This is a genomic window from Arthrobacter sp. P1_D12 (assembly GCF_056406175.1).
Genome location: NZ_JBFUAR010000025.1, coordinates 51099 through 75820 on the forward strand (window position 1 = coordinate 51099; position 24722 = coordinate 75820).

Genomic DNA, 24722 nt, shown 5'->3' on the forward strand with positions numbered 1-24722 from the left:
CCATGTTCCGCTACACAAAACTCACCCTGCTCCGCGAAGTCGGCCTATGGGCTCTCGCACTGGTGTTCCTCGCGCCGTTCTACTTCCTGGTGACAACTGCTCTGAAGCCGGACAGCGAGTTGTTCACCACCTCGGCCCTGGCTCCGCCAACAAACCCCGACTTCAGCAACTTTATCGACGTCCTCACCGCCACCGGCAACTCCAACGTGGTGATGGGCCTGGTCAACAGCGCCATCATCACCGCAGGCAGCATCGTGGGGCTGATCGCACTCGGTTCCATCACCGGATATGTCATCTCCCGAAGCACCCGACGCTGGAGCAAGGGCGCGTATTACCTCTTCCTGATCGCCATCATCCTCCCCGGCCAGCTCGGCGCCGTCCCGCTCTACATGGGGGCACGGGCCCTTGGGCTCACCGGATCCGCTTGGGGCCTGATCGTCCTCTACACGGGCATGCTCCTGCCGTTGTCGATCTTCCTCTACGCAAACTTCTTCCGCGGCCTCGGCACGGACTACGAAGAAGCGGCCACCATCGACGGCGCGAGCAAATCCCAGATTTTCTCCAAGGTGGTGTTCCCCATGATGGCCCCGGCCACGGGAACGGTCACCATCTTCGCCGGGCTCATCGTGTGGAACGACTTCTTCACGTCGCTGATCTTCCTGGGCGGCTCCGCCAACCAGACGCTGCCGGTGGCCATGTACTACTACATCGGCTCCCTGGTCTCCCAGTGGAACTCGATCTTCGCGATAGTGATCGTCTCCATGATTCCCATCCTGGCGCTGTTCCTGTTCGCGCAGAAACGGTTCATCCAGGGCTTCTCCGGCGGCCTGAAGGGCTGACCGGCGATGGTTGACAACCGCGCAGCGTTCGAGCGCTTCGTGGAGATCTTCTACACCCAAAAACGGGTACGTGAAGCCTACGACTTCCTTGTGGCCGACGACTACCGACAGCACAACCCGACCATTCCTGAGGGCCTGAGGCGGCAGTAAGAATGCTGACGCCGAAGTTCGACGGATCGCCGGACTCCCGGTTCGAGGTTCAGCGCATCCTGGTGGACGGTGACCTGGCGTTGGTGCATGTACGCGCTTCAGGTCCCGGGCGTGCCGACGCCGCCGTCGCAGACATTTACCGCTTCGAAAACGGGCGGAGTGTGGAGCACTGGGACGTGCTTCAGCCGGTTCCCGAGCACCCGGTCCACGACCACCCCATGTTTTAGACCACCATCTCAATTCTCTAGGAGACATCCATGTTCCAACTTTCGCCCAATATCGACCTTTTGTTCGCCGAAGCAGGCGAAAGTGCTGCTGACCGGGTTCGCGCGGCGGCAGCAGCCGGCTTCGACGCCGTCGAAATGTGGGGCCCGACGGGCAAAGACATTCCGGCCCTAAAGCACGCACTCGAGGAAACCGGAGTCCAGCTCACCTCCCAACTGGCGGAACCGCGTATGCAGTTCATGATCCCGCCCCGCAACCACGATGCTTTCTACACCGGGCTGGACGCCGGCGTCGAAGTGGCACAGCAGCTCGGCTGCCCCCGGATGGTAGTGGGCAGCGGTACCGGATTCGGCGGGCGCAAGCGGCAGGACCAGCTGGACGAACTGATCGAGATCTTCACCCGAGGCGTCGCGCACATCGAGGGTTCCGGCATCACCTTGGTCCTCGAACCGGTCAACGTCAGGGTTGACCACCCGGGAGCCCTGCTGGACCGGACCTCGGAAGCCGTCTATGTCGCCAAGGGCGTCAACTCGCCCAACTTCGGCGTTCTCTACGACCTCTACCACTCCACGGTCGAGGGCGAGGACGTGGCCGCCGAGCTCGCCAACGCCGGCGACCTCATCAAGTATGTTCAGATCGCCGATGCGCCGGGGCGCGGCGAACCCGGCTCGGGATCCATCGACTGGCACGCCCGGCTCACGGACCTGGGGAACAGCGGTTACGCCGGCCCCATCGGGCTTGAGTACTACCCCACGATCGACTCGGCGAAGTCCGTCCGGCGCATCCAGGAACTGGTGGCGGGATGGTGAGCGGTAACCGGTATCCCGTTGCGGTCGACGTCGCCATCGTCGGCAGCGGCCCCACGGCAGCGGCATACGCACGGATCCTCAGCGAGGAAGCCCCTGGTGCCACCATCGCCATGTTCGAGGTGGGCCCCACGGTCAGCAATCCACCCGGGGCGCACGTCAAGAACATTGAGGATCCTGAACGCCGCAGCCTCGCGCAGCGGGCATCGGAAGGCCCCGGCGCAGGTGCCGAAACGGTGAACTCACCCGGCGCGGTCAAAAGCGGGGAGCGACGGGCCAGGCCCGGAACCTACCTGCTGCAGGACGGCTACGCCTTCCCCGGCGAGGACGGGATGCCCGTCGCCGCCATGTCCAGCAACGTGGGCGGCCTGGCCGCCCCCGCGGTGACCACCCGCGCCTTCGACGGGGCTCCGTTCTCTGACCTCGTCCGGGAACGACTCGCCGCCGCCGTGGACGCGGGCCGTGACACCGCCTACCGCGTCCAGCCCATGCCTCTTGCTGTGCACCGGCGGGAGAACGGCGGCCTGGTCTGGTCAGGTTCCGACGTCGTGATGGGGGATGTGACCCGGGAAAATCCGCAGTTTGAACTCTATGATGAGTCGCTGGTAACGCGTGTGCTCCTGGAGGATGGCGCTGCTGCCGGCATCGAAGTCCAGGACCGCCGCAGCGGCGAAACCCATCAGGTGGCGGCCCGCTACGTTGTGGTGGGTGCGGATGCCCTGCGCACGCCGCAGCTGCTGTGGGCTTCCGGGATCCGGCCCGACGCCCTGGGCCGCTACCTCAACGACCAGGCGCAGGTAGTGTTCGCGAGCCGGCTGCGCGATGTCACCGCTCCGCAGGGCCGGGCAACCGCCAACGGCGCGCTCAGTGAGCAGAGCGGAGTTGCCTGGGTTCCCTACACGGACGGGGCGCCCTTCCACGGCCAGATCATGCAACTGGATGCGTCACCGGTTCCCTTGGCCGACGATGACCCCGTTGTCCCGGGCTCTATCGTGGGGCTTGGCCTGTTCTGCGCCAAGGATCTGCAGCGCGAGGACCGGGTGGCGTTCGACGACGGTGTCCGCGACTCGTACGGGATGCCCGCCATGCGCATCCACTACCGCCTCACGCGGCGGGATCACGAGGTGCTGGACCGCGCCAAGCAGGAAATTGTCCGCCTGGGCAAGGCGGTGGGTGAGCCGCTCGACGAGCGTCCGTTCGTCATGCCGCCCGGCGCATCGCTTCACTACCAGGGCACAACCAGGATGGGTGCAAGGGACGACGGCCAGAGCGTGTGTTCGCCCGACAGCCAGGTGTGGCAGGTCCCCGGCCTCTTCGTGGCTGGCAACGGCGTCATTCCCACTGCCACGGCATGCAATCCCACGCTGACCGCTGTGGCGCTCGCAGTGCGCGGGGCCCGGAAACTCAAAGAAGAACTCAACAGCTCTTTACTTATGTCTGAATCAGACAATAGACTGACTAAATAATGAATAAGTGGTGCGATGTCGCTGCTATTTCGTTCAATCACAGGCAAGGCATGCCGCAGACAAGGAGGTCTCGATGATCGCCGACCGCATAATCGAGCAGGGAACACTGAGCACCCAGGACGGCCGTACCGCCGTCGAAGTCCGCATCCCCTGGTACCGGGCCCTGCCGGGTTCCTGCATCGCTGGAGCTGCATTGACAGTGGACGGCGTCGCCGCCCCCGAGGGCTCACTGCGCTGGACCATGAACAACCGCACTTTCAGCTTCGAGGAACTCGTGGACGAAACCGGCGAATGGTGGTTCCCGCTGGACTCGGCAGTCCTTTCGGGCGACCTTCCCGTCCCTGACAGCCGGACCGAGCACGAGGTCAGGGTGGACCTGAAGCTCTACATCCCCTACATCATCACCGACCACGGCGTGCTGCACATTGAAGAGCACGACACCAAGACCATGAAGGTGGCACAGCGATGACCAGCCTCGGCACGCCGATCCAGGGCGTCACCCTTTACAGCTTCACCCGGGCCGTCCACGCCCGGCAGTACGACCTCGATGGCCTGATCCGCAAAGTGGCGGCCGAAGGCTTCGGCCCGGGGCTCGAAGTCATCGGATTCTCCAGCCTGCGCGGCTTCCCGGACCGGATCGATGACAACTTCGTTGGCCAGTTCCGTGATCTTGTGGCCGAGGTTGACCTGGTCCCCACCTCCCTCGCAGTCAACGTTGACACCGGTATCCGCCGCGACCGGCTCATGAACCATGACGAGCTTGTCGAATACATGCGCAAGCAGATCGAAGTAGCCGCCAGGCTCGGCTTCCCGATCGCCCGGGTGCAGATATCGCTGACTCCGGACGCCATGGAAAGCCTGCTGCCCGTGGCCGAGAAGTACGGCGTCACCCTGGCGCTCGAAGTCCACGCGGACCAGCACGGCGCCCACGAACGTGTCCTGGCCCTTCGCGACCGCTACGAGAAACTCAATTCCCCCTTGCTCGGCTTCACCGCCGACTGGGGTGCCACCGTTACCGGCTTTGCGCCCTCCCTGCTGGAGGCCTACCGCCGCCGTGGGGCTTCGGAGGCACTTCTCGGACAGGTGGTTGACCTGTGGAATGGGTTCTACGTCGACGGACCGCCAAACACGCAAAAGGTTCACGGTGAACGCTTCGGCGCCTTCATCGGCCTGGCGGCCCGCAATGGCCGGCCCGACCTTGGCATTGACTTCGCCATCAACGGAACAGGGCTTTTCGGTCCTGCACCGCTGGACACCTGGCTGGAGATCATGCCTTGGGTCCGCCACGTGCACGGCAAGTTCTTCGGCATCGACGAGACCGGCGAAGAGCCCTCGGTGCCGGTCCGGAGCCTTGTCCGGCAACTGGTTGAGAACGGCTACTCCGGCGCAATCTCCAGCGAATACGAAGGCTGGCACTGGAACAACTGGCAGGACCCGTTCGACATCATCCGCGGCGAGCAGGCCGTCCAGCGCTCAGCGGCCGCCAACGCCGGTTCGGCCATGATCACCGACGCTTCAGAAGCCCGCCGCATCCTCAACAGCCATCTCGCCCAGCCCGTCCGCGGCTGACAACGAAGGAACCAGAAATTATGTCAGAAGGCATCGCAGGCTCGGGCATCGAGCTTGGCATCACCCTCTATTCGCTCACCTCCGAGTTCGCCGCCGGACTCTACACCCCTGAGACGCTGATCAAAGCTGTTGCAGATGAAGGCCTCGGCCCGGGGGTTGAGTTCAACATCGCCCAGATGCTGCGCACCTACCCGGACGTCGACGACGACTTCGTCCGCCTGTGGCGCGACAGCATGGACCGCTACGGCCTGACCCCCAGCGCAGTGGGCACCAACCTGGACATGGGCCGCCGCAAGGACCGGGACATGACACCCGATGAGGAGTACGACTTCTTCGCCGCGCAGCTGCACACGGCTAACAAGCTTGGTTTCCACCGCGTGGTGATCCGCTCAGCGGGCAAGGAATTGCTCCGCCGGCTGCTTCCCCTGGCCGAGAAGTACGACCAGAAGCTCGGCTACGAAATTCACGCGCCGCAGGGCCCGAACGATCCCAAGATCCTGCAGATCCGCGAGATGTACGAGGAACTGGGAAGCGACCGGCTCGGTTTCACCGCAGACTTCAGCTCGACGATGCACAGCCTTTCCCCGACCCTCTTTCGCACGTTGACGCAAATGGGGCTGCCCGAGGAGCACTTCGCCGTCATGCAGGAGATCTGGCGCAAACCGTCGCCCATGCAGGAGCGCAACCAGGAGTTCGAGGACTACCTCAGTGCCAACAACTTCGATCCTGCCCGCCTGGGCCCGTTCACCCGGCTGGCATTCAACATGCATGGACTGGTTCCGCCGGAGGAATGGCTGGATATCATGCCGCAGATCTTCCATGTCCACGCTAAGTTCTACGACATCGACGAACACGGCAATGAACCCGCGATGGACATTCCGCGCATTGTGCGCCAGTTCGTCAAGGGCGGCTACCAGGGCTACCTGTCCAGCGAGTGGGAGGGCCACGCGTTCGCCGACCTGGGCGAATCCGATCCGATCGACCTCGTCAAGAAGCAGCACACGCTGATGCGGCATGCCATCGAAGAGGCCGTTGATCCAAATGCATCCGACTCCCACGCGACCCTGGTCGAGACTGTTAAGTAAGGAAAGCCATGGCTACTCACAATTCCCTGTTCCAGGACGCCGACGTCCGCAGGCACCCCGAGGGGATTGCCGTATCGGTGCAGCTGCCCTGGTACCGCAGCCTCTGGCTGTCCGCCGTTGACGACGTCGTTGCAACCGTCAACGGCGTGGAGATTCCCAAGGAGTCCCTCCGCTTCGAACTGCAGGACAAGTCCTACTCCATAGCTGAACTCCCGGAGCAATGGGAAACCCTGTGGTTCGTCGCAGACAAGCCCGACGTGATCATCCCGCTGGACCGCGTCCCCGACGCCGGCGAGGAGATCGACGTCGAGGTCATCCTCACCCTGCGCCTGCTGTATATGCAGATCGCGCCGATGCGTTACGTCGGCAACCGCGTCGCGGTTGAACGGAAAGTGGTGCTCGCATGAAAACCCTGCGCGTGGCCATGATCGGTTATGGCTTCATGGGTGCTGCCCACTCCCAAGGCTGGCGGACGGCGCCGCGGGTATTCGACCTGCCTGCCGAGCCGGAAATGGCGGTTATCGTCGGCCGTAACGCTGAAGCGGTCGCCGCCGCTGCCAGCAAGTGGGGCTGGGCCGAGTCAGCAACAGACTGGCGGGACGTGATCGCCCGTGACGATATCGACGTCGTCGATATCGTCACCCCCGGCGACTCCCACGCCGAAATCGCGATCGCCGCGCTGGAGGCCGGGAAGCACGTTTTGTGCGAAAAACCACTCGCCAACACCGTGGCGGAAGCCGAAGCGATGGCCGAAGCTGCCGAACGGGCGGCTGCCCGGGGTATCCAGGCAATGGTCGGGTTCACCTACCGCCGCGTTCCGGCCGTCACCTTCCTCCGCAACCTCATCGCCGAAGGCGCCGTCGGCACGATCAACCAGGTGCGTGCCTCCTACCGGCAGGACTGGCTGGTGGACCCGGAGATGCCGCTGGCGTGGCGCCTGCAGAAGGAACGCGCCGGCTCGGGGGCCCTGGGGGATATCGGTGCCCACGCCATCGACCTGGCCCAGTTCGTCACCGGCTTGAACCTGGAGAAGGTGTCCGGCGTTATCGACACCATCGTGAAGGAGCGGCCTCTTTTGAAGGGCTCCACTTCAGGCACTGGCCCTTCCGATACCGGGCTTTCCGGCGCTGCCGGTGTCGGCTCCGGCGTCGGCTCCGGCCAGGTGACGGTGGACGATATCGCCATCTTCACGGGCCGCTTCGAATCCGGCGCGCTGGCGTCGTTCGAGGCCACCCGGTTTGCCACCGGCCGGAAGAACGCGCTCCAGATTGAGGTTTCCGGGGACAAGGGCGCCCTGGCCTTCGACCTGGAGGACCTCAACAGCGTCCAGTTCTACGACCGTACGGCACCTGCGGACCGCCAGGGCTTCCGGAAGGTCCTGGTCACGGAAGCGGAGCATCCCTACGTTTCGGCGTGGTGGCCGGCAGGCCACATGCTCGGTTACGAGCACGGGTTCTCCCACCAGGTCAAGGACCTCGTGGAGGGCATCGTGGGCGGCGCCGTCCCGCATTCGTCGTTCGCTGACGGGCTGAGGGTGCAGCGGGTGCTCGACGCTGTCGAGCGCAGTTCCGAAAATGATTCCGTCTGGACACGGGTCGCTGCCGGCGTTCCCGTGCCGGCCAGTTGAGGAGGGGAAGTACGTGGCACGACCAATTACCTTGTTCACCGGCCAGTGGGCCGACCTGCCGTTCGAGGAGGTGGCCCGGCTCGCCGGCGAATGGGGCTACGACGGGCTGGAGATCGCCTGCTGGGGTGACCACCTGGATCCCTGGCGCTGGGACGACGACGCCTATGTGCAGGGCAAGCTGGACATTCTTGAACGCCACGGACTCACAGTCTGGACCATCTCCAACCACCTCAAGGGCCAGGCCGTCTGCGACGACCCGATCGACGAACGGCACCGCGGCATCCTGCCGGACGTCGTATGGGGCGACGGCGATCCTGAAGGGGTCCGCCGTCGTGCCGCCGAGGAACTGAAGAACACGGCACGGCTCGCCGCAAAGCTGGGCGTGAAAACGGTGACCGGCTTTACGGGATCGTCCATCTGGAAGTACGTGGCGATGTTCCCGCCCGCCTCCGAAAAGATGGTCGACGCCGGCTACCAGGACTTTGCCGACCGGTGGAACCCCATCCTCGATGTCTTTGACGAGGTGGGCGTCCGGTTCGCCCATGAGGTGCACCCATCAGAGATCGCGTACGACTACTGGACAACGCAGCGCGCCCTCGAGGCGATCGGGCACCGCGAGGCCTTTGGCCTGAACTGGGACCCGAGCCACATGGTGTGGCAGGACATCGACCCTGTGGGGTTCCTGTGGGACTTCAAGGACCGGATCTACCATGTGCACTGCAAGGATACGAAGAAGCGCCTGTCCAACGGGCGCAACGGCCGGCTGTCCTCCCATTTGCCCTGGGCTGATCCGCGCCGCGGCTGGGACTTCATCTCCACCGGCCACGGCGACGTGCCGTGGGAGGATGCGTTCCGGATGCTGAACGCCATCGACTACCGCGGACCGCTGTCCGTGGAGTGGGAGGACGCCGGAATGGACCGGCTGGATGGCGCCCCCGAAGCGCTGGCTTTCGTCCGCCGACTCTCCGGCTATGAACCCTCCGCCGCAGCTTTCGACGCCGCATTCAGCACGAAGTAATTCGCAAACAAGTGAGGGCGGGCCCCCGGGGGCGGGCGTCATCTCCGTTGGGTCGTCCTGCAGCCACTCGTGGCCGCCCCATTCGCTGGTCAGCGTGCCCGTGAAGCCGGTCCCGCGCAGCAGGCTGCCAAGGTCATGCAGCGGCTGGGAAACCCGGCCGCCGTCGTCCTCCAGATCCCAGAACTTCAGATGGAAGGCGCCCACCAGGGGGAGGATGCCCTGCAGATCTGCGGCGTCACTGCGGCCGAAGCGGATGAGCAGGTTCATGAAGAGGGTGTGGATGCGCGGCGGAACCTTCCCTGCGCGGAGCAGGGCGGTGACGGCATCGGGGGTGGCGGGATCGCGCCAGTCATTCTCCAGGCGCGCCAGAAGATCGGAAGGAACGCCGCCCTGCCGCAACTCATGAAGGTAGGTGACGGGAAGGGCCGGCATGAGCATGCTGATGTCGACGAGTACCCGCACGTGGTCATCTGCCAGCCCGGCTATCGCATCCAGTGCTGGTGCCACCGAAGGGTTGTTTGGAGTCTGCTGCCCTTGGATTTCTTCGTACAGCACCAGATCGAGTTCATGCAGCAGCGGCTGCAGCAGGGTGAGCAGTTCCGTGCCCGCCTGTCCGATCGGTAACCGGATCCCGCGGGCACCCACTCGGCTGGCGGCGCTGAGCTGGGGGACCAGGAAGTCCAAGCGCTCCTGCAACGAGCGGCGGTCGGTTGGGGACGTGAAGTCGTCGAGGCTGGCGCCAACGATGCTGACGCGGCCCCCTCTTGCCGCCAGCGAATCCCGCAGTTCGTCTACCTCGGCGTCCTGCGGAGCGGGGAAGGACCGCCACAGCAGCCCAGGTTCGAGTTCTATTGTCTTCGCCACGGAATCCGCGATGCCAATCACAACGTCCGCGGCTGTCCGCCGGGCTGCCGTGATCTCCGGAATCCAGTTGAACGAGCTGGCGCAGAGGGGCCAGTTGTGAGGAAGTGCGGGGGCCATGTGATGCCTTCCCATTTATGCTTGTTAATGACAAACTTATGTCACTTTTAGGATAAAGGATGGAAGCCATGTTGCAAACCGCTTTGCGCGAAGATGCGCTGACGGCCACGCCGGAAGGCTTTGAACTCCGGCTCGGCCTGTCATGGATCCGCTCCATGCCCCTTTCCAGCGTGGCTGGGCTCGCAGTTGAGGTCGACGGCATCCCGGTGGCGCCAGGGGAGTTGACGGTGGTGCTGGGGGCCCGGCGCGTGCGTGCGGACGCATTGCAGGCGGAGTCCGGGTGGTGGTTCGTGCAGGACAGGGTGGTCCTGGCCGGCCGGCGCGAGCTTTCCCGCGGGGTGCACGCCATCGCCGTCGACTTCCAGCTGCTGGTGCCCTACCTTCAGGCGCGTCCCGGTTCGCCGCTGGTCCTGCCGTTCCATCTGGAGGCCCGGCTGGAGCTTGACCGGGAACCGGTGCCCAGCGTCTCCCGCGATGTGGCCTGAGCGGCTATGCCCAGGCCGCGCGGTGGACCCTATGCGGGGACAGCGGCCCGTTCCGGTGAGGGCCTGCCGTCAGCAAACCAGCGCGGGAAGGTGACATCGAACAGCTGCTCGCGCGCCAGCTCAGCTCCTCCGCGCAAGGGTTCGCGCTCATCGTTGACGGACAAGGTGATGGTGAGGTCGCGGGTGGCGAGCGGCAGGGACAGCTCGTAGACCCGCTGGCGCACTTCGGCCAGGAATACTTCGCCGGCCGATCCCATGGCCCCGCCGATGACGATGATTCCGGGGTTGAACATGTTCACCAGCGCTGCAATGGTCTCACCCGCTACCCGGGCCGACTTTTGAATCAGTGTGATGGCCAGCGGGTCCCCGGCCTGGGCCGCGAGGGTGATCTCCTCGAGGGTCAGTGTCCCCTTTTTTGCCAGCGGGGCCAGGGAGCTCCGGGTGCCTTCCTTGACAGCCTCTTCCGCGTCCCTGACCAGGGCCCAACCGCTGGCCACCGCTTCGAGACAGCCGATCTTGCCGCAGCGGCATTGGGCATGGGAGTCGGAGACCCGGACATGGCCGATGTCGCCGGCCGCGCCGTTGGCACCGCGGTGGATCCTGCCCTGGGACAGCAGGCCGGCACCGATGCCCGAACCGATCTTGCAATAGATGAGGTTCGCAAGGGATTCGCGACGCCGGGCGCGCTCACCAAGGGCCAGCAGGTTGACGTCGTTATCCACCCACACCGGTGCGTTGAAGCGGTCCTCGAAGGGCGTGCGGACATCGAATCCATTCCACCCGGGCATGATCGGAGGTGCCACCGGTTGTCCCGTGGCGAAGTCAACCGGGCCGGGGAGGCCCACCACTACGCCCCAGACGGGCACTTGGTGATCCTTTTTCAGCACGTCGTCAACGAGGGCCATCACTGCGTCAATGGTCTTCTCGGGGCCCTGGGCGATATCCCAGGTGCGGTGCGTGTGTTCCAGGATGTCGCCGTCAAGGGCGGTGACGCCAACCCTTATATGAGCGGCTCCGAGGGCACATATGACGATCCGTCCCTGCTCCGCGCGGAAGCGAAGGGTCCGGGGCGCGCGGCCACCGGAGGAGGCGCCGAATTCTCCATCCCCGAGAAAGCCGATCTCAATGGCCTGGTCCACACGCTGGCTGACAACGCCCCTGCCCAGCCCGGTGACCTTGCCGATTTCAGGGCGCGTTGTTGCCTCGCCCGTTCGCACCAGGTTGACGATCCTCAGCAGGCTCGTCACTTCATCCGTTTGTGCTCCAAAGCGGAGTGTGGACTCTGTCGTCATGATCACAATTCTCACACATAAGAGCGGACTAAGGTGGGGTTGAACGCGACTATAGCCGGATATTTCCGTACTTATGAATAATATGGACAAAAGAGGAGGTTGATGATGCCTTGGAATGTAGGAGTTCTTGGGGCCGGACCGGGCGTCGCGGCCCTGCATCTGCCGGTGCTGGGGCGCCTGGCGGACCTGTTCAAGGTGGTGCACATTGCCGATGCGGGAAGTGGGCGCGCCCAGGGCCTGGCCGAAAGGCTTGGTGCCCGGTGGTCAGTGGGGGAGGCGGACCTGCTTGCGGACCCGGCAGTTCACCTGGTGGCCATCTGCAGCCCGCCCGCTGAACATGCCCGCCAAATCCTGGCGGCTGTAGCCGCTGGGAAGCCTGCCATCTTTTGCGAGAAGCCATTGGCCACCAGCAGGGAAGAAGCCGACGAGGTCATCTCTGCCTGCCGGCTCGCGGGAACGGTCCTTCTGGTGGGGACGAACCACCTGTTTGACGCCGCGTGGGGGCGGGCCAGGCATCATCTCGTCGCCCTCGCAGGCCGGGTGCAGGCGATCTCCGTGACGCTGGCGCTTCCGCCGAATGACAGGTACCACCGGCTGGTCGCCGAGGGCGGCCCTTTCCAGGCCGCCCGGCGGGAACGCCTGGACCTCGACAGTCCCGCGGTTGCGGCCGGCGTCCTGCGGCAGCTGCTGACCGGTCTCGCGATCCATGATCTTCCGGCCGTGAGGGACATCGCGCCAGGCATCGACGAGGTTGTTTACGCCAGGGTCGCCCCGCCAGTCGGCTACCTTGTGGGGTATCGGGCCGGCGGAATCCTGGTCCAGTTGGCGCTTACCATGCTTCCGGAAGGACCGGATGCTCTCTGGAGGATGAATATCGCCACCTCCCACGACCGCATCGAGGTGAATTTCCCGCCCGCCTTTGTCCATGCCGGAAGCGCGGCCACCCGAGTGCGAAGCACGGACGGGCAGTGGACGGAGTACAGGCGGGATCCGGAAGACGGCTATATGGCGCAGTGGCGCCTGCTTGCCTCACTCCTTGAAGGCGGGGTCCCAGTTGAGTACGACGAACTGCTGGCTGACTCACACTTTGCAATCGACCTGGCCGATGCTGCCGCAGCGAAGGTTCTGGAAGGGGTGCCGCAATGAGTTCGGCAAATCCAGGGCTCGGCATCTTCACCGTGTTGCCTTCCTATGTCGCGGCTGTCGCCGAGCTTGCCGTCAGTGCTGCACTCACCAGAGACGTCAGTGGGGCGGTGGCTGTGGTGCCCGGATCCGGCGATTGGTGGCAGGGCATGCTGGACGCCCGGGCCAGGGGAGCGGCAGCGGTGGTGATTGCGGACCCTGCTGCGCTCCCGCAGAAAGGACCCGGAGCCTACCCATGGCCCGGTGACATCCCGGTCATCGTTGAGCGTCCCCGGCTGCGCCCGGATGTGGTTGCCGACGCGGTCCGGGCAGGACGAGGCAGGCCGGCCCGGATCGTCACCGTTGAGTGCGCCGCCCCCGCGGCAGGTCTTGAAGCGGTAATCCGCGACGGCTTGGGCTGGGCGCGGTCACTGGTCCGGGGCCCGTTGACGCTCCAGGTGTGCAGTGCCACGGCGCACGCCAGGATTGCTCTGCTGGATTCAGGGGGATCCGCGGGCGGGGCAATACCCGTCACCCTGGGGGCGACGGCGGCAGCGGGCCTTCACGCCGACGGCCTGCTCCAGGTGCTGGCCCTCGGCGAGGTGCGAACCGAAGTCACCGTGGACCAGCAGGCCGGGCTGACGCGGCTGGAGACGTCCACTGAGGACGGGACACTAAGGGCGCCGGAGCGCTATGAATCATCAGCCCGTCTGGCGCTGCGCCGGGCCATTGAGGCGCAGTCTTCGGGCCAGCCCGGAACGGACCTGGATGAGCTGCTCGAGGACATGTCCCTCACGCGCGCCGTGCTTGCTACATAAGGGATGCCCGCCACAGGTGTCTAATTCACGCATTCTTTTGTTGCTTTCAAACTAAAGTGGGGTAGCATGAGTAACGGCGCCGGGGTTCCTTCCGAACCCGTTCTCCGTCGTGATGGTGCGCCGGAGGCACAACACGTCGCGTCGACGGCCCGATCGTTCGGGTAGATCACTATGCCACTTTCACCTTTGAGACTCCGTCTCCTTGTTATCTCCCTGCTCACGGTTTCGTTCCTCGGGGCCCTGGACCACACCGTGGTGTCCACATCCCTGGCCACGGTTGCGGGTGAGCTGGGCGCGCTGAAGCTCATGAGCTGGGTTGTTGTGGGATACACCCTCGCGAGCACAGTGCTGCTGCCGGTGCTCGGCAAACTAGGCGATGTCCTGGGAGCCCGCCGGATCTTCCTCGGTTCGCTGGTAATGTTCCTGGCGGCCTCCCTGGCCTGCGGCTTTTCGCAGGACATGGCATGGCTTATCGCCGCGCGCGTCCTGCAGGGGATGAGCTCCGCGGGCCTGCAGCTGATGTCGCAGACCATCATCGCCAGGGTCACCTCGCAGCGGGAACGTCCGCGCTACATGGCCATCATTGGCGCAGCTTTCCCCATCGCGGTCCTGGTTGGCCCCGTTCTCGGCGGCGCCATCACCGATTACTGGGGCTGGCAGTGGGTTTTCTGGATCAACATCCCGGTGGGCGCTGCAGCCCTGGCCCTTGCCCTGGTTGCCGTTCCCCACCTGGAGCCCGGCCCCATGCCCCGCCACTTCGATGTTGCCGGGGCGGCTGTTTTTACCGCTGCACTGGTGGCCCTTGTCCTCGCCGCCACCTGGGCCGCAGAACGCAGCGCGGGCCCCGCCGCCGCTGCCGCGCTCGCGGTCAGCATGCTGGGCTTCGTTGCCTTCTACTTTGTTGAGCGCCGCGCACCCGAACCCATCGTCCCCCTGCATTTCTTCGCCAACCGGACCATCGCGGCAGGCACCGCACTCTCGGCGATTATCGGCGTCGGCCTCTTCTCCATCACCGCCTATTTGCCGACGTACGTCCAAATGGCGTACCAGACCACCGCCACCGTGTCCGGGCTCGTGCCCATCGCAACCGTGTTCGGCATGCTGACCAGCAACCTGCTGACCGGATGGCTGGCCAGCAGGACGGGGCGGTACCGGATCTTCCCCATCCTGGGAACATCGTTGGGGGCCGCCGGACTATTTGTGATGGCGGTGTTGCCCGCCGGGCTTCCGCTGTGGGTTCCCATGATCGTTATGGCCGTTGTTGGGATGGGCACCGGCGCGTTCATGAGCCTGATCGTCACTGTGGTCCAGGGAGCTGCTCCGGCCAGCCAGACCGGCACCATCACCGCGACGATCAACCTGGTGCGGCAGGTGGGGTCAACAGTGGCGACGGCGATTATCGGCGGGGTGATCGGCTTCGGCGTGGCGGCCCTTTTGCCGGCGGGCCTGGACGCTTCCACCCTGACCCCGCAACTGGTCAAAGGGGCCGCCCCGGCAGTCCAGGCCAGCGTGGCTCAGGTCTACGCTTCAGTCTTCACACCCATCTTTATTGCCTTGGCGGCCACGTACGTAGTGGGAATAGTCGCGGCGGTCCTGCTTCCGCACGGGCGCCTCTCCGACGAACCCGTTCCCGCCCCCCAAACAACTTCCGAATCCCTTTCGGCCTGATTTCAAAGGAGACATCATGTCCAACCCAACCATCGCCGTCGTCGGCAGCGGGCCGATCGGCTCCACCTATGCGCGGGTGCTCCTCGAGCAGGTCCCGGACGCGCGGGTGGTGATGTTCGAAGCCGGACCGCAGGTGACGGAGGTTCCCGGCGCAAGCGTCCGCAACATCGCCGACCCTGGCGAAAAGGCCCGTGCCCGCGAAATGTCGCAGGGGCCGCAGGCCGGCGCCTACCGTGAGTCGCTCGGCATCCCGGCAGCCACGGTCACCGAGGGAATGTTCACCGCCCGCCAGGGCACCCACCTTCTCGACTTCGGCGGCGCGGGCTCCGCCCACGCCTCGAGTTTTCCCGCGGCGGCTGCGGCCACCAACGTCGGCGGCCAGGGTGCGCACTGGACCTGCGCGACGCCGTCGCCCGCCTTCAGTGAAAAAATCCCCTTCATAGCGGACGACGAATGGGACGGGCTGATTGAGGACGCGAAGCAGCTGCTGCATGTCCACAGCGCAGCGTTTGCCGACTCCGCCGTTGGTGAGGCCATTCGGACCCTCCTCGATGAAGAGTTCGGCGCGGAGCTGCCGGATGGGTACGGCGTGGGCACCCTTCCGGTTGCCGGGGACCCGCAGCCCGACGGCTCCGTGCGTTGGGCGGGGGCCGACGTCGTCCTCGGCCCGCTGGTCGACAAGGACAGTCCGGTCTCGAAGCAGTTCGAACTCCGTGACCTCACCCTGGTCCGCCGCGTGGAACTGGACGGACACCGGGTCACCGGTGTCACCGTCGAGGACCTCCGCACCGGGGAGAAGTCATTCGTGGCAGCGGACACCGTGGTGGTGGCCGCCGATGCCTTCCGCTCCCCGCAGCTTCTCTGGGCATCCGGTGTGCGGCCGCAGGCCCTCGGCCACTACCTGACCGAGCATCCCGTGGTCATCTCCACGGTGGCGCTGGACGCCGAAAGGATGGGGCGGTACGCCACCGAAGAGGACCTTAAGGCCGAGCTGGCCCGGCGCGCACTGAACCCGGCAGACCCCGTCGCGGCGGTCAACCGCATCCCGTTCTCGGAGCCGGAACACCCCTTCTCCGTCCAGGTGATGTACACCGAGACCACGCCGTTCCCGATGGAGCCGGGAACCCCCTACTCCGAGAACCGCTGGGGCTACGTCAACATGGGCTACGGCATGCGCAAGCACCCGCGCTACGAGGATGCCGTCACGTTCGACGACAATGAGCCGGACTACCGGGGATTCCCCAACATGAGAATCGAGTACGCGCTCACAGAACGGGAAAACGCGGAAATCGCCGAGGCAACCGAGCGGCTGCGGCGTGCCGGCAAGGCCCTTGGTGCCTTCGTGGCCGAGCCCAGGCTCATGCCGAACGGCTCGAGCCTGCACTACCAGGGCACCATGCGCATGGGTGAAACCGACGACGGCACCTCGGTGGCGGATCCGTGGTCACGCGTGTGGGGCTACAACAACCTGGTGGTGGGAGGAAATGCGCTCATTCCGACGGCAACTGCCATGAATCCCACGCTGATGAGCGTGGCCATCGCCGTCCGCGGCGCCCGGAAGGTTGCTGAGGAGCTTGGTTCGCAGAGTGCCTAGGTCAACTGTTCGTAGGGGCGCAGACGCCCGCCAGCTGTGGCTGGGCTGACGTCGAGGCACGGATAACCTGTGGGTATGAAGAACCTGGACCTCAACCTGCTGCCCCAGCTGCAGGTCCTGTTGGAACTGCGGAACATCTCCCGGGCAGCCGAGAGGCTCCAGCTCAGCCAGCCGGCCACCAGCGCCGCAATGGCCAGGCTCCGGCGCCATTTCGACGACGAACTCCTGGTGCGGAACGGGCGCACCTATGACCTCACGCCGTTCGCACAGTCCCTGGTCCCGCTGGTTGATGAAGCCATGCTTCACATCCAGCGGGCCACGCGGGTGCGGTCCGGCTTCGACGCCGGCACGAGCGAGCGGGAGTTCATTATCGCCGCCTCGGACTACGCGGCGGCCCTGATCGTGGGGCCGCTGCGGGGGATCCTGCGCGAGGAGGCCCCCGGAGTGTCGGTGGATTTCGTTCCCACAGCCAAGTCCGGGATCCAGGGCCAGATGGCCGACTACTCAAAAATCGACCTGCTCGTCGGGCCCACGGGATACCAGATGCAGGGAGCCAGCAAGCAGCTGTTCCGGGACAGCTTTGTTGCTGTGGCTGACGCCGGAAATCCCCTGCTCCAGCAGCCCCGGCTCACCGTGGAGGACCTGGCCACCGTTCCCCACGCCGTCGGCTATTTCGGTGAGGGAATCAGCACCCCGGCGGACAAGTTGTTCGAATCGCGAGGTATTCAGCGCCGCGTGGCGGCTGTGGTGGCCGGGTTCCTGTCCCTGCCACTCCTGGTGGAAGGGACAGACCTCGTGGCGCTCGTCCCCGGGATGCTGGCAGCACGGGCCCAGCGCGGCGCGGATATCGTTGTGCTGGGGTTCTCCGAAGGCGCTGAAGCGTCCCTCGTGGAAGCGATGTACTGGCACCCGTCCCAGGCGGAGGACCCTGCCAGCGTCTGGCTGCGTTCCGTGGTCCAGCGGGCCTGTTCCCGGCTGCACGAACTTTTCCCCATCACCGCGCACCCGGTAGCTATCCACGCGGCGGATACCACCTAGAGCCAAAGCGCCGTTCCCCATCCGGACCATCCCTGCGAAAGTCGAAGAAACGCACTTTCGAAAGGGATCCCGCATGCCTGTCTCCAGCCAGCGCCTGGACGGCAAGACCGCCGTCATCACCGGAACGGCCAGCGGCCAAGGCAGGGCGGCGGCGCTCGCCTTCGCCGAGGCGGGCGCCGTGGTGGTGGGCTGTGACATGGACGACGACGGCGCCGCGGCCACCGTCCGCCAGGTCACCGCAGCCGGGGGCCGGATGAGCAGCAGTCGGGTTGACCTCACGGACGAGGCCGCTGTGGCGGCCTGGGCGCAGGATGTAGCCGCAAACCACGGCCAGGTCCACATCCTGTATGCCAACGCGGCGGTCACCCGCTTCGCCCCGGTGGAGCAGCTCACGTTTGCCGACTGGAAGTGGAATGTCGAACACGAGATGGATGTGGTCTTCCTGCCGGTCAAATACTTCTGGCCACAACTGATCCAGGTGCGGGACGCCGCCATTGTGCTGGTGGGATCCACGGCAGGAGTTACCGGTTCCATGACCAACGGCCGGCTGGCCCACACCGCCACGAAAGGGGCCGTGGTGGCCATGACCAGGCAGCTCGCGGCCGAAGGGGCTCCGCATGGACTCCGCGTCAATACTGTCAGCCCCGGAATGATCCGCACCGCAGCGACCGAGGGCAACCTCCTGGCCGCCGACCACCCCATGCGGTCCATCGCCGGCAGCATCCCGTTGGGCCGGATCGGCACGCCGGAAGAAGTGGCCAAATGCGCGCTGTTCCTGGCCTCCGACGAAGCGTCATACGTGACGGGCGCCAACCTGATGGTCGACGGCGGCTGGTCGGCCGTGCTGCCGGGCTAGTTGGAATCGTGCGCCGCGTCAGCGCATGGCGTCGGAGACAGACTTTGCTCCGCCGTGGCCCGACTGGCCGCCGTCCACCGGGATCTCGGCACCGGTCACGAAGGACGAGAGCGGGCTGAGGAGGAACAGCACGACGCCGGCCACTTCCTCCACGCTTCCAGTGCGGCCCAGCGGGGTCTCTGCCAGGGTGGCCTGCCTGAATTCGGGCTTGGCGCTCGCCGTCATGGGCGTTTCGATGAAGCCCGGATGGACAGTATTAACGCGGATCCCCCGCGGGCCGAGTTCCATGGCGGCGACCTGCGAGAGTCCCCGCAACGCCCACTTGCTGGCGGTGTAGGCCACCGGATAGTGCGCGGTCAGGCCCGCGACGGAACCGACATTGACGATGGATGCGGCACTGCCCATCAGCGGTGCGAGCGCCTGGATTCCCAGCAGGCTTCCGGCGACATTGACTTCATAGACGCGCTGCAGGTCAGCCACAGAGGCATCCAGCAACCGGCTCCGCTGGGTGATGCCTGCATTGTTGACCAGCCCGTCCACCTGCCACCCCTTGGTCTGTATCCAGTGCGCGAGATCGGACCAGCCGGAGGCATCGCGGACGTCCAGCTGACGGTACACCAGCGCACCGGCCGAAGCCGATGACACGGCGGCCAGCTCGGCTGGCATGTCCCCTGCGAGGTCTGTGGCAATGACGCGGGCCCGGGCTTCCACCAGCATGCGCGCCTCGGCAGCGCCCTGGCCCTGGCCGGCGCCGGTGACCACCACGGTCCGGCCATCGAGCTGAAGGGAGACCACCCTACGTCCCGGAAGGAACCGTAAAGGCAACCCGGTTGCGCGGACGCTGCCGGGCACGCACCAGAGTCCCGGCGTTGCGGCGTTCACCTACCGTGTTCTCGATTGTCCCGATGCCTTCCACCGTCATGCGGACCACGTCTCCCGTCTTCAGCGGCGGGGGAGTCTTCGCGCCGTTCCGTCCCCAGAGCTCCGCGAGGCAACCGCTGCCGCAGGTGCCGGAGCCCAGCACATCGCCGGGCCCGACCACGGAATCCTGCGAGGCGTAGGCCACGAGCTCGGCGAACGGCCAGCCCATGTTGGACAGCAGGTCCTGGCCGATGGCTTTCCCGTTGACTTCCACGGCCATGGAGATCGGCAGGAACCCCTCGGCGTCGTGCAGGTCCTCGAACTCATCCGCGGTGACAATCCAGGGCCCCAGGGTATTGGCGAAATCCTTTCCCTTGCACGGGCCGAGACTGACCTTCATCTCCCGGCGCTGCAGGTCCCGCGCCGACCAGTCGTTGAGGACGGTGTAGCCGAGGATGTGCCGGTGCGCCTCCGCTGCAGTCAGGTTCCGGCCGTCGCTTCCGGGGACGCGCCCGACGACGGCGGCGACTTCGGTTTCAAAGTCCAGATCCTCGCAGCCCGCCGGAATACCAATCACCTCACCGGTGCCGGTCACCGTATGCGGGTTGGTGAAGTAAAAGGTGGGCGCCTCGTACCATTCGGGCACCACGCCGGCCACGCCGTCGATGCTCTTCCGCACGCCTTCGACGTGTTCCTCGAACGCGACAAAATCCCGGATGGTGGCGGGCGCCAGTGGGGCGAGCAGCTGCACGTCCGCCAGCGGAACGGCCGGGCCAGACCCGATGATCCGCCGGGCCACACCCAGCGTCTCCTCGAGCCCGGCGTCCAGGAGCATCTGGACCGTGTGGCCGGCGGGGAGGGCGTAGCAGGTTCCGCCGTCGACGAAGCCGGACTGCGTCCCGCCGTCGTGATTCCAGCGTGCGATCTTGACCATGAAAATTCTTCCTTAGGCTGTGCGGCGGGCAGTGAGGGCCGAGGCGGGGGTGATGCCCAGGGCAGCAGCGTTGCCGGACAGCACCCTGGCCTCGTCCTCGGCGGAAAGCTGTGCCGCGATGACCTCGGCCGCGGGGCGGTCGGAGCCCATGTCGAACGGGTAGTCCGAGCCGAGCAGCACCTGCCCCGGGCCAGCGGCGGCCACGAGGGCCCGCAGTTCGGCCGGGCTGTGGACCAGGGAGTCGAAGAACAGCTTCTTCACATACGACGACGGCGGCTCAGCGCAGCCGTGTGCCTCCGGCCGGACCCGCCAGGCGTGATCGGAGCGGCCAAGGCTGGTGGGAAGGTAGCCGCCGCCGTGCGCGGCCAGAACTTTGAGATCCGGGTGCCGGTCCAGGACCCCGCTGAAAATCAGGTGGGACAGAGCCACCGCATTTTCCGCGGGCTGGGAGACGGTGTTGGCGAGGTAGAAGCGGTCCAGCCGCTCGTCCAGCGAGCACCCGAACGGGTGCAGGAAGACCAGAGCACCAAGCTCCTCGGCCCGGCTCCAGAACGGCTCCAGCCTGGGGTCGGAGAGCTCAACGGTGCTGCGCCCCGGGTCGGCGGGGGTGGCGGCGAACGAGCCGATTTCCACGCCTAGCAACCCGCACTCCAGCATGGCGTGTTCCAGGGCTTCGACCATCAAGGAAGGGTGCTGCAGCGGGACCAGGCCCAGGCCGTTCAGCCGTTCGGGGGCGCGGTCCACTAACTCCCGCACCGCCTGGTTGGCAGCCTTGGCAACCTGCAGGGCCAGCTCTTCCGCGGCGAAATAGTAGAAGTGCGACGGCGACGGCGAAACCAGCTGCACGTCCACGCCTTGGGCGTCCATGTCCGCAAGACGGCGGTCCAGGTCCGTCAGCTGCGGCCAGCGCTCCTTGATCATCTTTCCCGAAGCGGCCATCGACTCTGGTCCGTTACGCCGGACTTCCAGGGCCTGTTGAGCGCCGAAGCCCTCGGGATCAGCTTCGGCCACCAATTGCTGCAGGGCCGGAAGCAGGATGTGGGCGTGGACGTCCACGGTCGGATTTTCAGCACGGCCGGTGCTCATGCGGGCTCCCTAACCAAGCTGGAGACTGAATGCATGAGGCCCGGTACGTTGGCTTCCCGGACGCCGTCGAGCATCCACTGGCCCAGCTGGACGGAGGCGTCGACCACTGCTTTTGCCCGGTCCAGTCGGCGGTCGGTGAACTCTTTCCAGAGCGTCTCGGTAATGTCGTCGGCGCCGATCAGGATATCGGCCAGCACGGCTGCGTCTTCCATTGCCATGGCAGCACCTTGCGCGATGGTCGGCGGGCAGCTGTGGGCGGCGTCGCCGATGATGACGGTGCGGCCGCGGTTCCACGGCCCGTCCACCAGGTGGGTAGTGAACCACGTGTAGTTGATACGGGCGCTCTGGTCCAGGTTGGCGCGGATCTCGTTCCACGGGCCGCCGTAGGCTGCGGCGAGTTCGGCCATAATGCGGGGGCCGTCCTCGTGCTTGCGCTCCTGGGCCCTTTCCACGAGGTAGGCATAGATGGTGTCCGGGCCGGTGGGGCAGTAGCCGGCAATAAAGCAAGGCCCGCCGTACGTCAGGTCGGTGCGGACCACGTCCTGCGGCCGTTCCACGAACGCGCGCCAGATGCCCATGCCCGTGGACCGGGGTTCACCATCGATGCCGATGGCCTTGCGGACAGCTGAGTGCAGGCCGTCGGCGCCGATCAGGAGGTCGTAGCGGGCGGTGCCGCCGTCGGCGGTGCTCACGGTGACGGAACCGCCGTCGTCCGTTATTTCGGTGACCGTCTTGCCGTAGCTGATCCGCGCGCCTGCCCGCCCGGCACGCTCGCGGAGGATGGCGGTGAGGTCGGGGCGGTACATGCCCAGGGTGGCTGGGAGATCGTCACCGCCGGTCCGCATGTCATCCAACACGGCGATGACGGTGCCGGCGGGGTCCGGGGCGCGCAGGCCGAGGGTGCTGAACGCGTAGCCCTTCGCCTCGATTTGCTCCCAGACACCCAGCTGGCGGAGGACCCGCAGGGCGTTCCCCTGCAACGTGATTCCAGAGCCAAGGGTTTGCGGGGCATCGGCCTTCTCCAGGATTTCAACCTGGATTCCCGCGTCGGCCAGCAGGATGGCGGCGGTCAGTCCCGCGGCTCCCGCCCCGACGATTCCGACGTTCTGTACTGCTGCCATCGCTGACTCCTTTGTATTGACGGCGTGACTGATGATGGTTGTGGTGCTGTTGTACTGAAAGCTACCCGACGGTGTTTACCGGAGGGCGATCGGGTTGACGGGCGATCCGACGGCGCCGGTAATGGGCAGGGGCGCCGCGGTGAGCAGGAAGTCGTACCTGCCGTCTGCCGCGCAAGCCTCCGCGAGGCCGTCCGGGTCCCACATTTCGCCGAGGAACAGTCCGAGGTTGGGGATGGCGATCTGGTGGAGGGGCTGGAAGGCGCCGTCGAACTCGTTGGGCCGGACCTCGAAACCCCAGGTGTCCGTGGCGATCCCCGCGATTTCACTGCGGTGAAGCCAGGGTGCGGTGCTGAAGGACAGCCCGGGGGCTGAGCCGCCGGCGTAGTCGCCCCAGCCGTCGCGGCGCACCCGGGTGTGCTGTCCGGTGCGGATCACCAGGATGTCGCCCCGGCCAACCTTTGAGCTGGGGCCCTGCAGGTCGATGGTCCGCTGGAGGTGTTCGGGGGTGATGGCGAAACCGTCCGGCAGCTCGCCGTCGTTCCTTCCCAGTTCGGGTCCGAGCGCGCGGCCGACGTCCAGCAGGACGCCGCGGGTGACGATCTTGGCCGCGGCGGTTTCGATGCCGGTGACCAGGTCGCCTTCGGAGGTGACCACGTCCCCTGCGGCGCGGCCGTTCCAGGCCTTGCCCTGGTCGAAGATGTGGCCGAGGCCGTCCCACTGGGTGGAGCACTGCAGCGGCATGGCAATGACGTCGTCCGCGCCGCCGAAGCCGTGCGGGAAGCCCTGGTTGCCGCGTTCGGCGTCCACCCCGGTATCGGTCATGGTGTGGACAGGGTTGGTGCGCCGCCGCCAGCCTTTCTGCGGTCCGTTGGTGTCGAACGGCTGGGACAGCGAGAAGGCCTCGCCCGTCTTTACCAGGGCTGCTGCTTCAATGCGCTTGTCCGCGTCGATGAAGTTCAGGGTCCCAAGTACGTCGTCCTGGCCCCAGCGGCCCCAGTTGTTGTGGGATTCGGCCATGGCGCGGATGCTGCCGAGCGGATCGTCACGCCGGATGACCGGGGAATCGGTGGCTGATTCCCCGGTGCCGGTGGTGGTTGGTGCTGTGTCCTGGCTGGTCACTGCTGGCTGCCTTCAGTGACAACTTCGTCCTCGCAGTGGATGAGCTGGGTGCCCAGGCCCGTAATGGTGCCCTCCATGACGTCGCCGTCCCGGAGCAGCCTTCCCCAGTGCTGGCCGTTGCCGGCGGGGCTTCCGGTGAGCACCAGGTCTCCCGGGCGCAGCGGCATGATCTGGGAGGCCTCGCTGATCAGCTTGGCGACACCGAAGATCATGTCTGAGGTGGACTCGTCCTGCATTGCCCTGCCGTTGAGCTTCAGCGTGACCTGGACGTCCTGCGGGTCGCCGAAGAACTTGGCGGGTACCAGCAGCGGTCCGGTGGGCAGGAAGCCGGGGGCGTTCTTGGCGCGGTACCAGTCCGAGCCGATCGCTGGCATGTCCTTGCGGAACACGTACTCACGGGTTGTGATGTCGTTGACCATGGTGTAGCCGAAGACGTAGTCCAGGGCTTCCTCGGGGGTGACCCGGAACGCCGTCCTGCCGATCACCGCGGCCAGTTCAAGTTCCCAGTCGTGGGACTTGGAGTAGGCAGGCAGGGTGAGGTCGTCCGTGGCGGACGCGATCGCCGTCGGGAGCCCGATGAAGAAGTACGGCGTTCCCTGACCCGCGCGCTTGTCCATCATCGCGGCGGTCCGGTCCCGGACTTCGTCCTCGTCCTGGCCGGGTTCGCGGTGGGCTGCAGCGAGGTCGATGACGTGCTTGCGGTAGTTGGCGCCGGTCTGAAGGACCTGGACAGGCTCTACCGGGGCGAGGACCTCGATGTCGGCCATTGCCAGGCCGGTATCCTCGCCGGCCGATGCGGCGATGGCGTCCAGCTGGCTCTCGGTCGTGTCCCAGTGCTCGATCAGGGCGTTGATCTCCCCATCCAGCGGCAGGACGCGGTCGCCGACCAGCAGGCCCGCGCGGGCCTTGCTGTCACCGGTCTCCTGGAACCGGATGAGTGCATATTGTGTTTCGGCCATGGT

General features: G+C 65.9%; 26 protein-coding genes. 19 read left to right on the plus strand and 7 right to left on the minus strand.

Annotated features, from left to right (window positions below; translation table 11 throughout):
- The first annotated feature begins 2 nt into the window (after window positions 1-2).
- From AC1DZV_RS17550 to AC1DZV_RS17610, 13 genes are all read left to right on the plus strand, one after another.
- On the plus strand, window positions 3-839 hold the full coding sequence (locus tag AC1DZV_RS17550) for a carbohydrate ABC transporter permease (RefSeq protein ID WP_476954239.1): 837 nt from the start codon (window positions 3-5) through the stop codon (window positions 837-839).
- A gap of 6 nt (window positions 840-845) precedes the next feature.
- Window positions 846-989 (plus strand): hypothetical protein, encoded by a 144-nt coding sequence (locus tag AC1DZV_RS17555; RefSeq protein ID WP_476954240.1) that lies wholly within the window; start codon window positions 846-848, stop codon window positions 987-989.
- Between the two features lie 2 nt (window positions 990-991).
- Complete coding sequence (locus AC1DZV_RS17560; protein ID WP_476954241.1) at window positions 992-1216, plus strand: nuclear transport factor 2 family protein; 225 nt, start codon at window positions 992-994, stop codon at window positions 1214-1216.
- A 30-nt stretch (window positions 1217-1246) separates the two neighbouring features.
- On the plus strand, window positions 1247-2023 hold the full coding sequence (locus tag AC1DZV_RS17565) for a TIM barrel protein (RefSeq protein ID WP_028275819.1): 777 nt from the start codon (window positions 1247-1249) through the stop codon (window positions 2021-2023).
- On the plus strand, window positions 2017-3486 hold the full coding sequence (locus AC1DZV_RS17570; RefSeq protein WP_476954242.1) for a GMC oxidoreductase: 1470 nt from the start codon (window positions 2017-2019) through the stop codon (window positions 3484-3486). The genes AC1DZV_RS17565 and AC1DZV_RS17570 overlap by 7 nt, the downstream gene beginning before the upstream one ends.
- A 73-nt stretch (window positions 3487-3559) precedes the next feature.
- Window positions 3560-3955 carry a C-glycoside deglycosidase beta subunit domain-containing protein gene (locus AC1DZV_RS17575; RefSeq protein ID WP_476951401.1) on the plus strand — a complete coding sequence of 132 codons (396 nt, stop codon included), beginning with the start codon at window positions 3560-3562 and terminating at the stop codon, window positions 3953-3955.
- Entirely contained in the window at window positions 3952-5055 is a 1104-nt protein-coding gene (locus AC1DZV_RS17580) for a sugar phosphate isomerase/epimerase family protein (RefSeq protein WP_459385683.1), read from the plus strand. Before AC1DZV_RS17575 ends, AC1DZV_RS17580 begins: the two co-directional genes overlap by 4 nt.
- Window positions 5056-5075: 20 nt before the next feature.
- The gene (locus AC1DZV_RS17585; protein WP_476954243.1) at window positions 5076-6140 is read left to right on the plus strand and encodes a sugar phosphate isomerase/epimerase family protein; all 1065 of its coding nucleotides are present in this window, start codon (window positions 5076-5078) and stop codon (window positions 6138-6140) included.
- 8 nt (window positions 6141-6148) lie between these two features.
- Window positions 6149-6547, plus strand: coding sequence for a C-glycoside deglycosidase beta subunit domain-containing protein (locus AC1DZV_RS17590; protein ID WP_476951398.1), 399 nt, complete (start codon window positions 6149-6151; stop codon window positions 6545-6547).
- Entirely contained in the window at window positions 6544-7767 is a 1224-nt protein-coding gene (locus AC1DZV_RS17595) for a Gfo/Idh/MocA family protein (protein WP_476954244.1), read from the plus strand. The genes AC1DZV_RS17590 and AC1DZV_RS17595 overlap by 4 nt, the downstream gene beginning before the upstream one ends.
- A 13-nt stretch (window positions 7768-7780) precedes the next feature.
- Complete coding sequence (locus AC1DZV_RS17600) at window positions 7781-8785, plus strand: sugar phosphate isomerase/epimerase family protein (protein ID WP_476954245.1); 1005 nt, start codon at window positions 7781-7783, stop codon at window positions 8783-8785.
- A 69-nt stretch (window positions 8786-8854) separates the two neighbouring features.
- A complete protein-coding gene (locus AC1DZV_RS17605; RefSeq protein ID WP_476954246.1) occupies window positions 8855-9409 on the plus strand; it encodes a hypothetical protein in 555 nt (184 codons plus the stop codon).
- A gap of 425 nt (window positions 9410-9834) precedes the next feature.
- The gene (locus tag AC1DZV_RS17610; RefSeq protein ID WP_476951394.1) at window positions 9835-10251 is read left to right on the plus strand and encodes a C-glycoside deglycosidase beta subunit domain-containing protein; all 417 of its coding nucleotides are present in this window, start codon (window positions 9835-9837) and stop codon (window positions 10249-10251) included.
- A gap of 29 nt (window positions 10252-10280) precedes the next feature.
- Here AC1DZV_RS17610 and AC1DZV_RS17615 read toward each other — a convergent pair whose 3' ends face one another.
- Window positions 10281-11543 carry an ROK family protein gene (locus AC1DZV_RS17615; protein WP_476951393.1) on the minus strand — a complete coding sequence of 421 codons (1263 nt, stop codon included), beginning with the start codon at window positions 11541-11543 and terminating at the stop codon, window positions 10281-10283.
- 102 nt (window positions 11544-11645) lie between these two features.
- Here AC1DZV_RS17615 and AC1DZV_RS17620 point away from each other — a divergent pair, with 102 nt between their 5' ends.
- The 6 genes from AC1DZV_RS17620 to AC1DZV_RS17645 all read left to right on the plus strand — a co-directional run bounded on the left by AC1DZV_RS17620 (window position 11646) and on the right by AC1DZV_RS17645 (window position 18639).
- Window positions 11646-12689, plus strand: a complete 1044-nt coding sequence (locus tag AC1DZV_RS17620; protein ID WP_476951392.1) for a Gfo/Idh/MocA family protein — start codon at window positions 11646-11648, stop codon at window positions 12687-12689.
- Complete coding sequence (locus AC1DZV_RS17625) at window positions 12686-13483, plus strand: hypothetical protein (protein ID WP_476954247.1); 798 nt, start codon at window positions 12686-12688, stop codon at window positions 13481-13483. Before AC1DZV_RS17620 ends, AC1DZV_RS17625 begins: the two co-directional genes overlap by 4 nt.
- Before the next feature lie 186 nt (window positions 13484-13669).
- Window positions 13670-15151, plus strand: a complete 1482-nt coding sequence (locus tag AC1DZV_RS17630; protein WP_476954248.1) for an MFS transporter — start codon at window positions 13670-13672, stop codon at window positions 15149-15151.
- 16 nt (window positions 15152-15167) lie between these two features.
- Window positions 15168-16745: a GMC oxidoreductase gene (locus AC1DZV_RS17635; protein ID WP_476954249.1), complete on the plus strand. Its 1578-nt coding sequence runs from the start codon at window positions 15168-15170 to the stop codon at window positions 16743-16745.
- Window positions 16746-16820: 75 nt separating this feature from the next.
- The gene (locus tag AC1DZV_RS17640) at window positions 16821-17783 is read left to right on the plus strand and encodes a LysR family transcriptional regulator (RefSeq protein ID WP_476951388.1); all 963 of its coding nucleotides are present in this window, start codon (window positions 16821-16823) and stop codon (window positions 17781-17783) included.
- A gap of 73 nt (window positions 17784-17856) precedes the next feature.
- Window positions 17857-18639, plus strand: coding sequence for an SDR family NAD(P)-dependent oxidoreductase (locus AC1DZV_RS17645; protein ID WP_476951387.1), 783 nt, complete (start codon window positions 17857-17859; stop codon window positions 18637-18639).
- An 18-nt stretch (window positions 18640-18657) separates the two neighbouring features.
- Here AC1DZV_RS17645 and AC1DZV_RS17650 read toward each other — a convergent pair whose 3' ends face one another.
- From AC1DZV_RS17650 to AC1DZV_RS17675, 6 genes are all read right to left on the minus strand, one after another.
- Window positions 18658-19434: an SDR family NAD(P)-dependent oxidoreductase gene (locus AC1DZV_RS17650; RefSeq protein ID WP_476951386.1), complete on the minus strand. Its 777-nt coding sequence runs from the start codon at window positions 19432-19434 to the stop codon at window positions 18658-18660.
- 1 nt (window position 19435) lies between these two features.
- Window positions 19436-20434 carry a fumarylacetoacetate hydrolase family protein gene (locus AC1DZV_RS17655; protein ID WP_476954250.1) on the minus strand — a complete coding sequence of 333 codons (999 nt, stop codon included), beginning with the start codon at window positions 20432-20434 and terminating at the stop codon, window positions 19436-19438.
- A 12-nt stretch (window positions 20435-20446) separates the two neighbouring features.
- The gene (locus tag AC1DZV_RS17660) at window positions 20447-21520 is read right to left on the minus strand and encodes an amidohydrolase family protein (RefSeq protein ID WP_476951384.1); all 1074 of its coding nucleotides are present in this window, start codon (window positions 21518-21520) and stop codon (window positions 20447-20449) included.
- Entirely contained in the window at window positions 21517-22641 is a 1125-nt protein-coding gene (locus tag AC1DZV_RS17665) for an FAD-dependent monooxygenase (RefSeq protein ID WP_476954251.1), read from the minus strand. Before AC1DZV_RS17665 ends, AC1DZV_RS17660 begins: the two co-directional genes overlap by 4 nt.
- Window positions 22642-22716: 75 nt before the next feature.
- Entirely contained in the window at window positions 22717-23760 is a 1044-nt protein-coding gene (locus AC1DZV_RS17670; protein WP_028275798.1) for a cyclase family protein, read from the minus strand.
- Window positions 23757-24719 (minus strand): fumarylacetoacetate hydrolase family protein, encoded by a 963-nt coding sequence (locus AC1DZV_RS17675; RefSeq protein WP_476954252.1) that lies wholly within the window; start codon window positions 24717-24719, stop codon window positions 23757-23759. The genes AC1DZV_RS17670 and AC1DZV_RS17675 overlap by 4 nt, the downstream gene beginning before the upstream one ends.
- Between the last annotated feature and the right edge of the window lie 3 nt (window positions 24720-24722).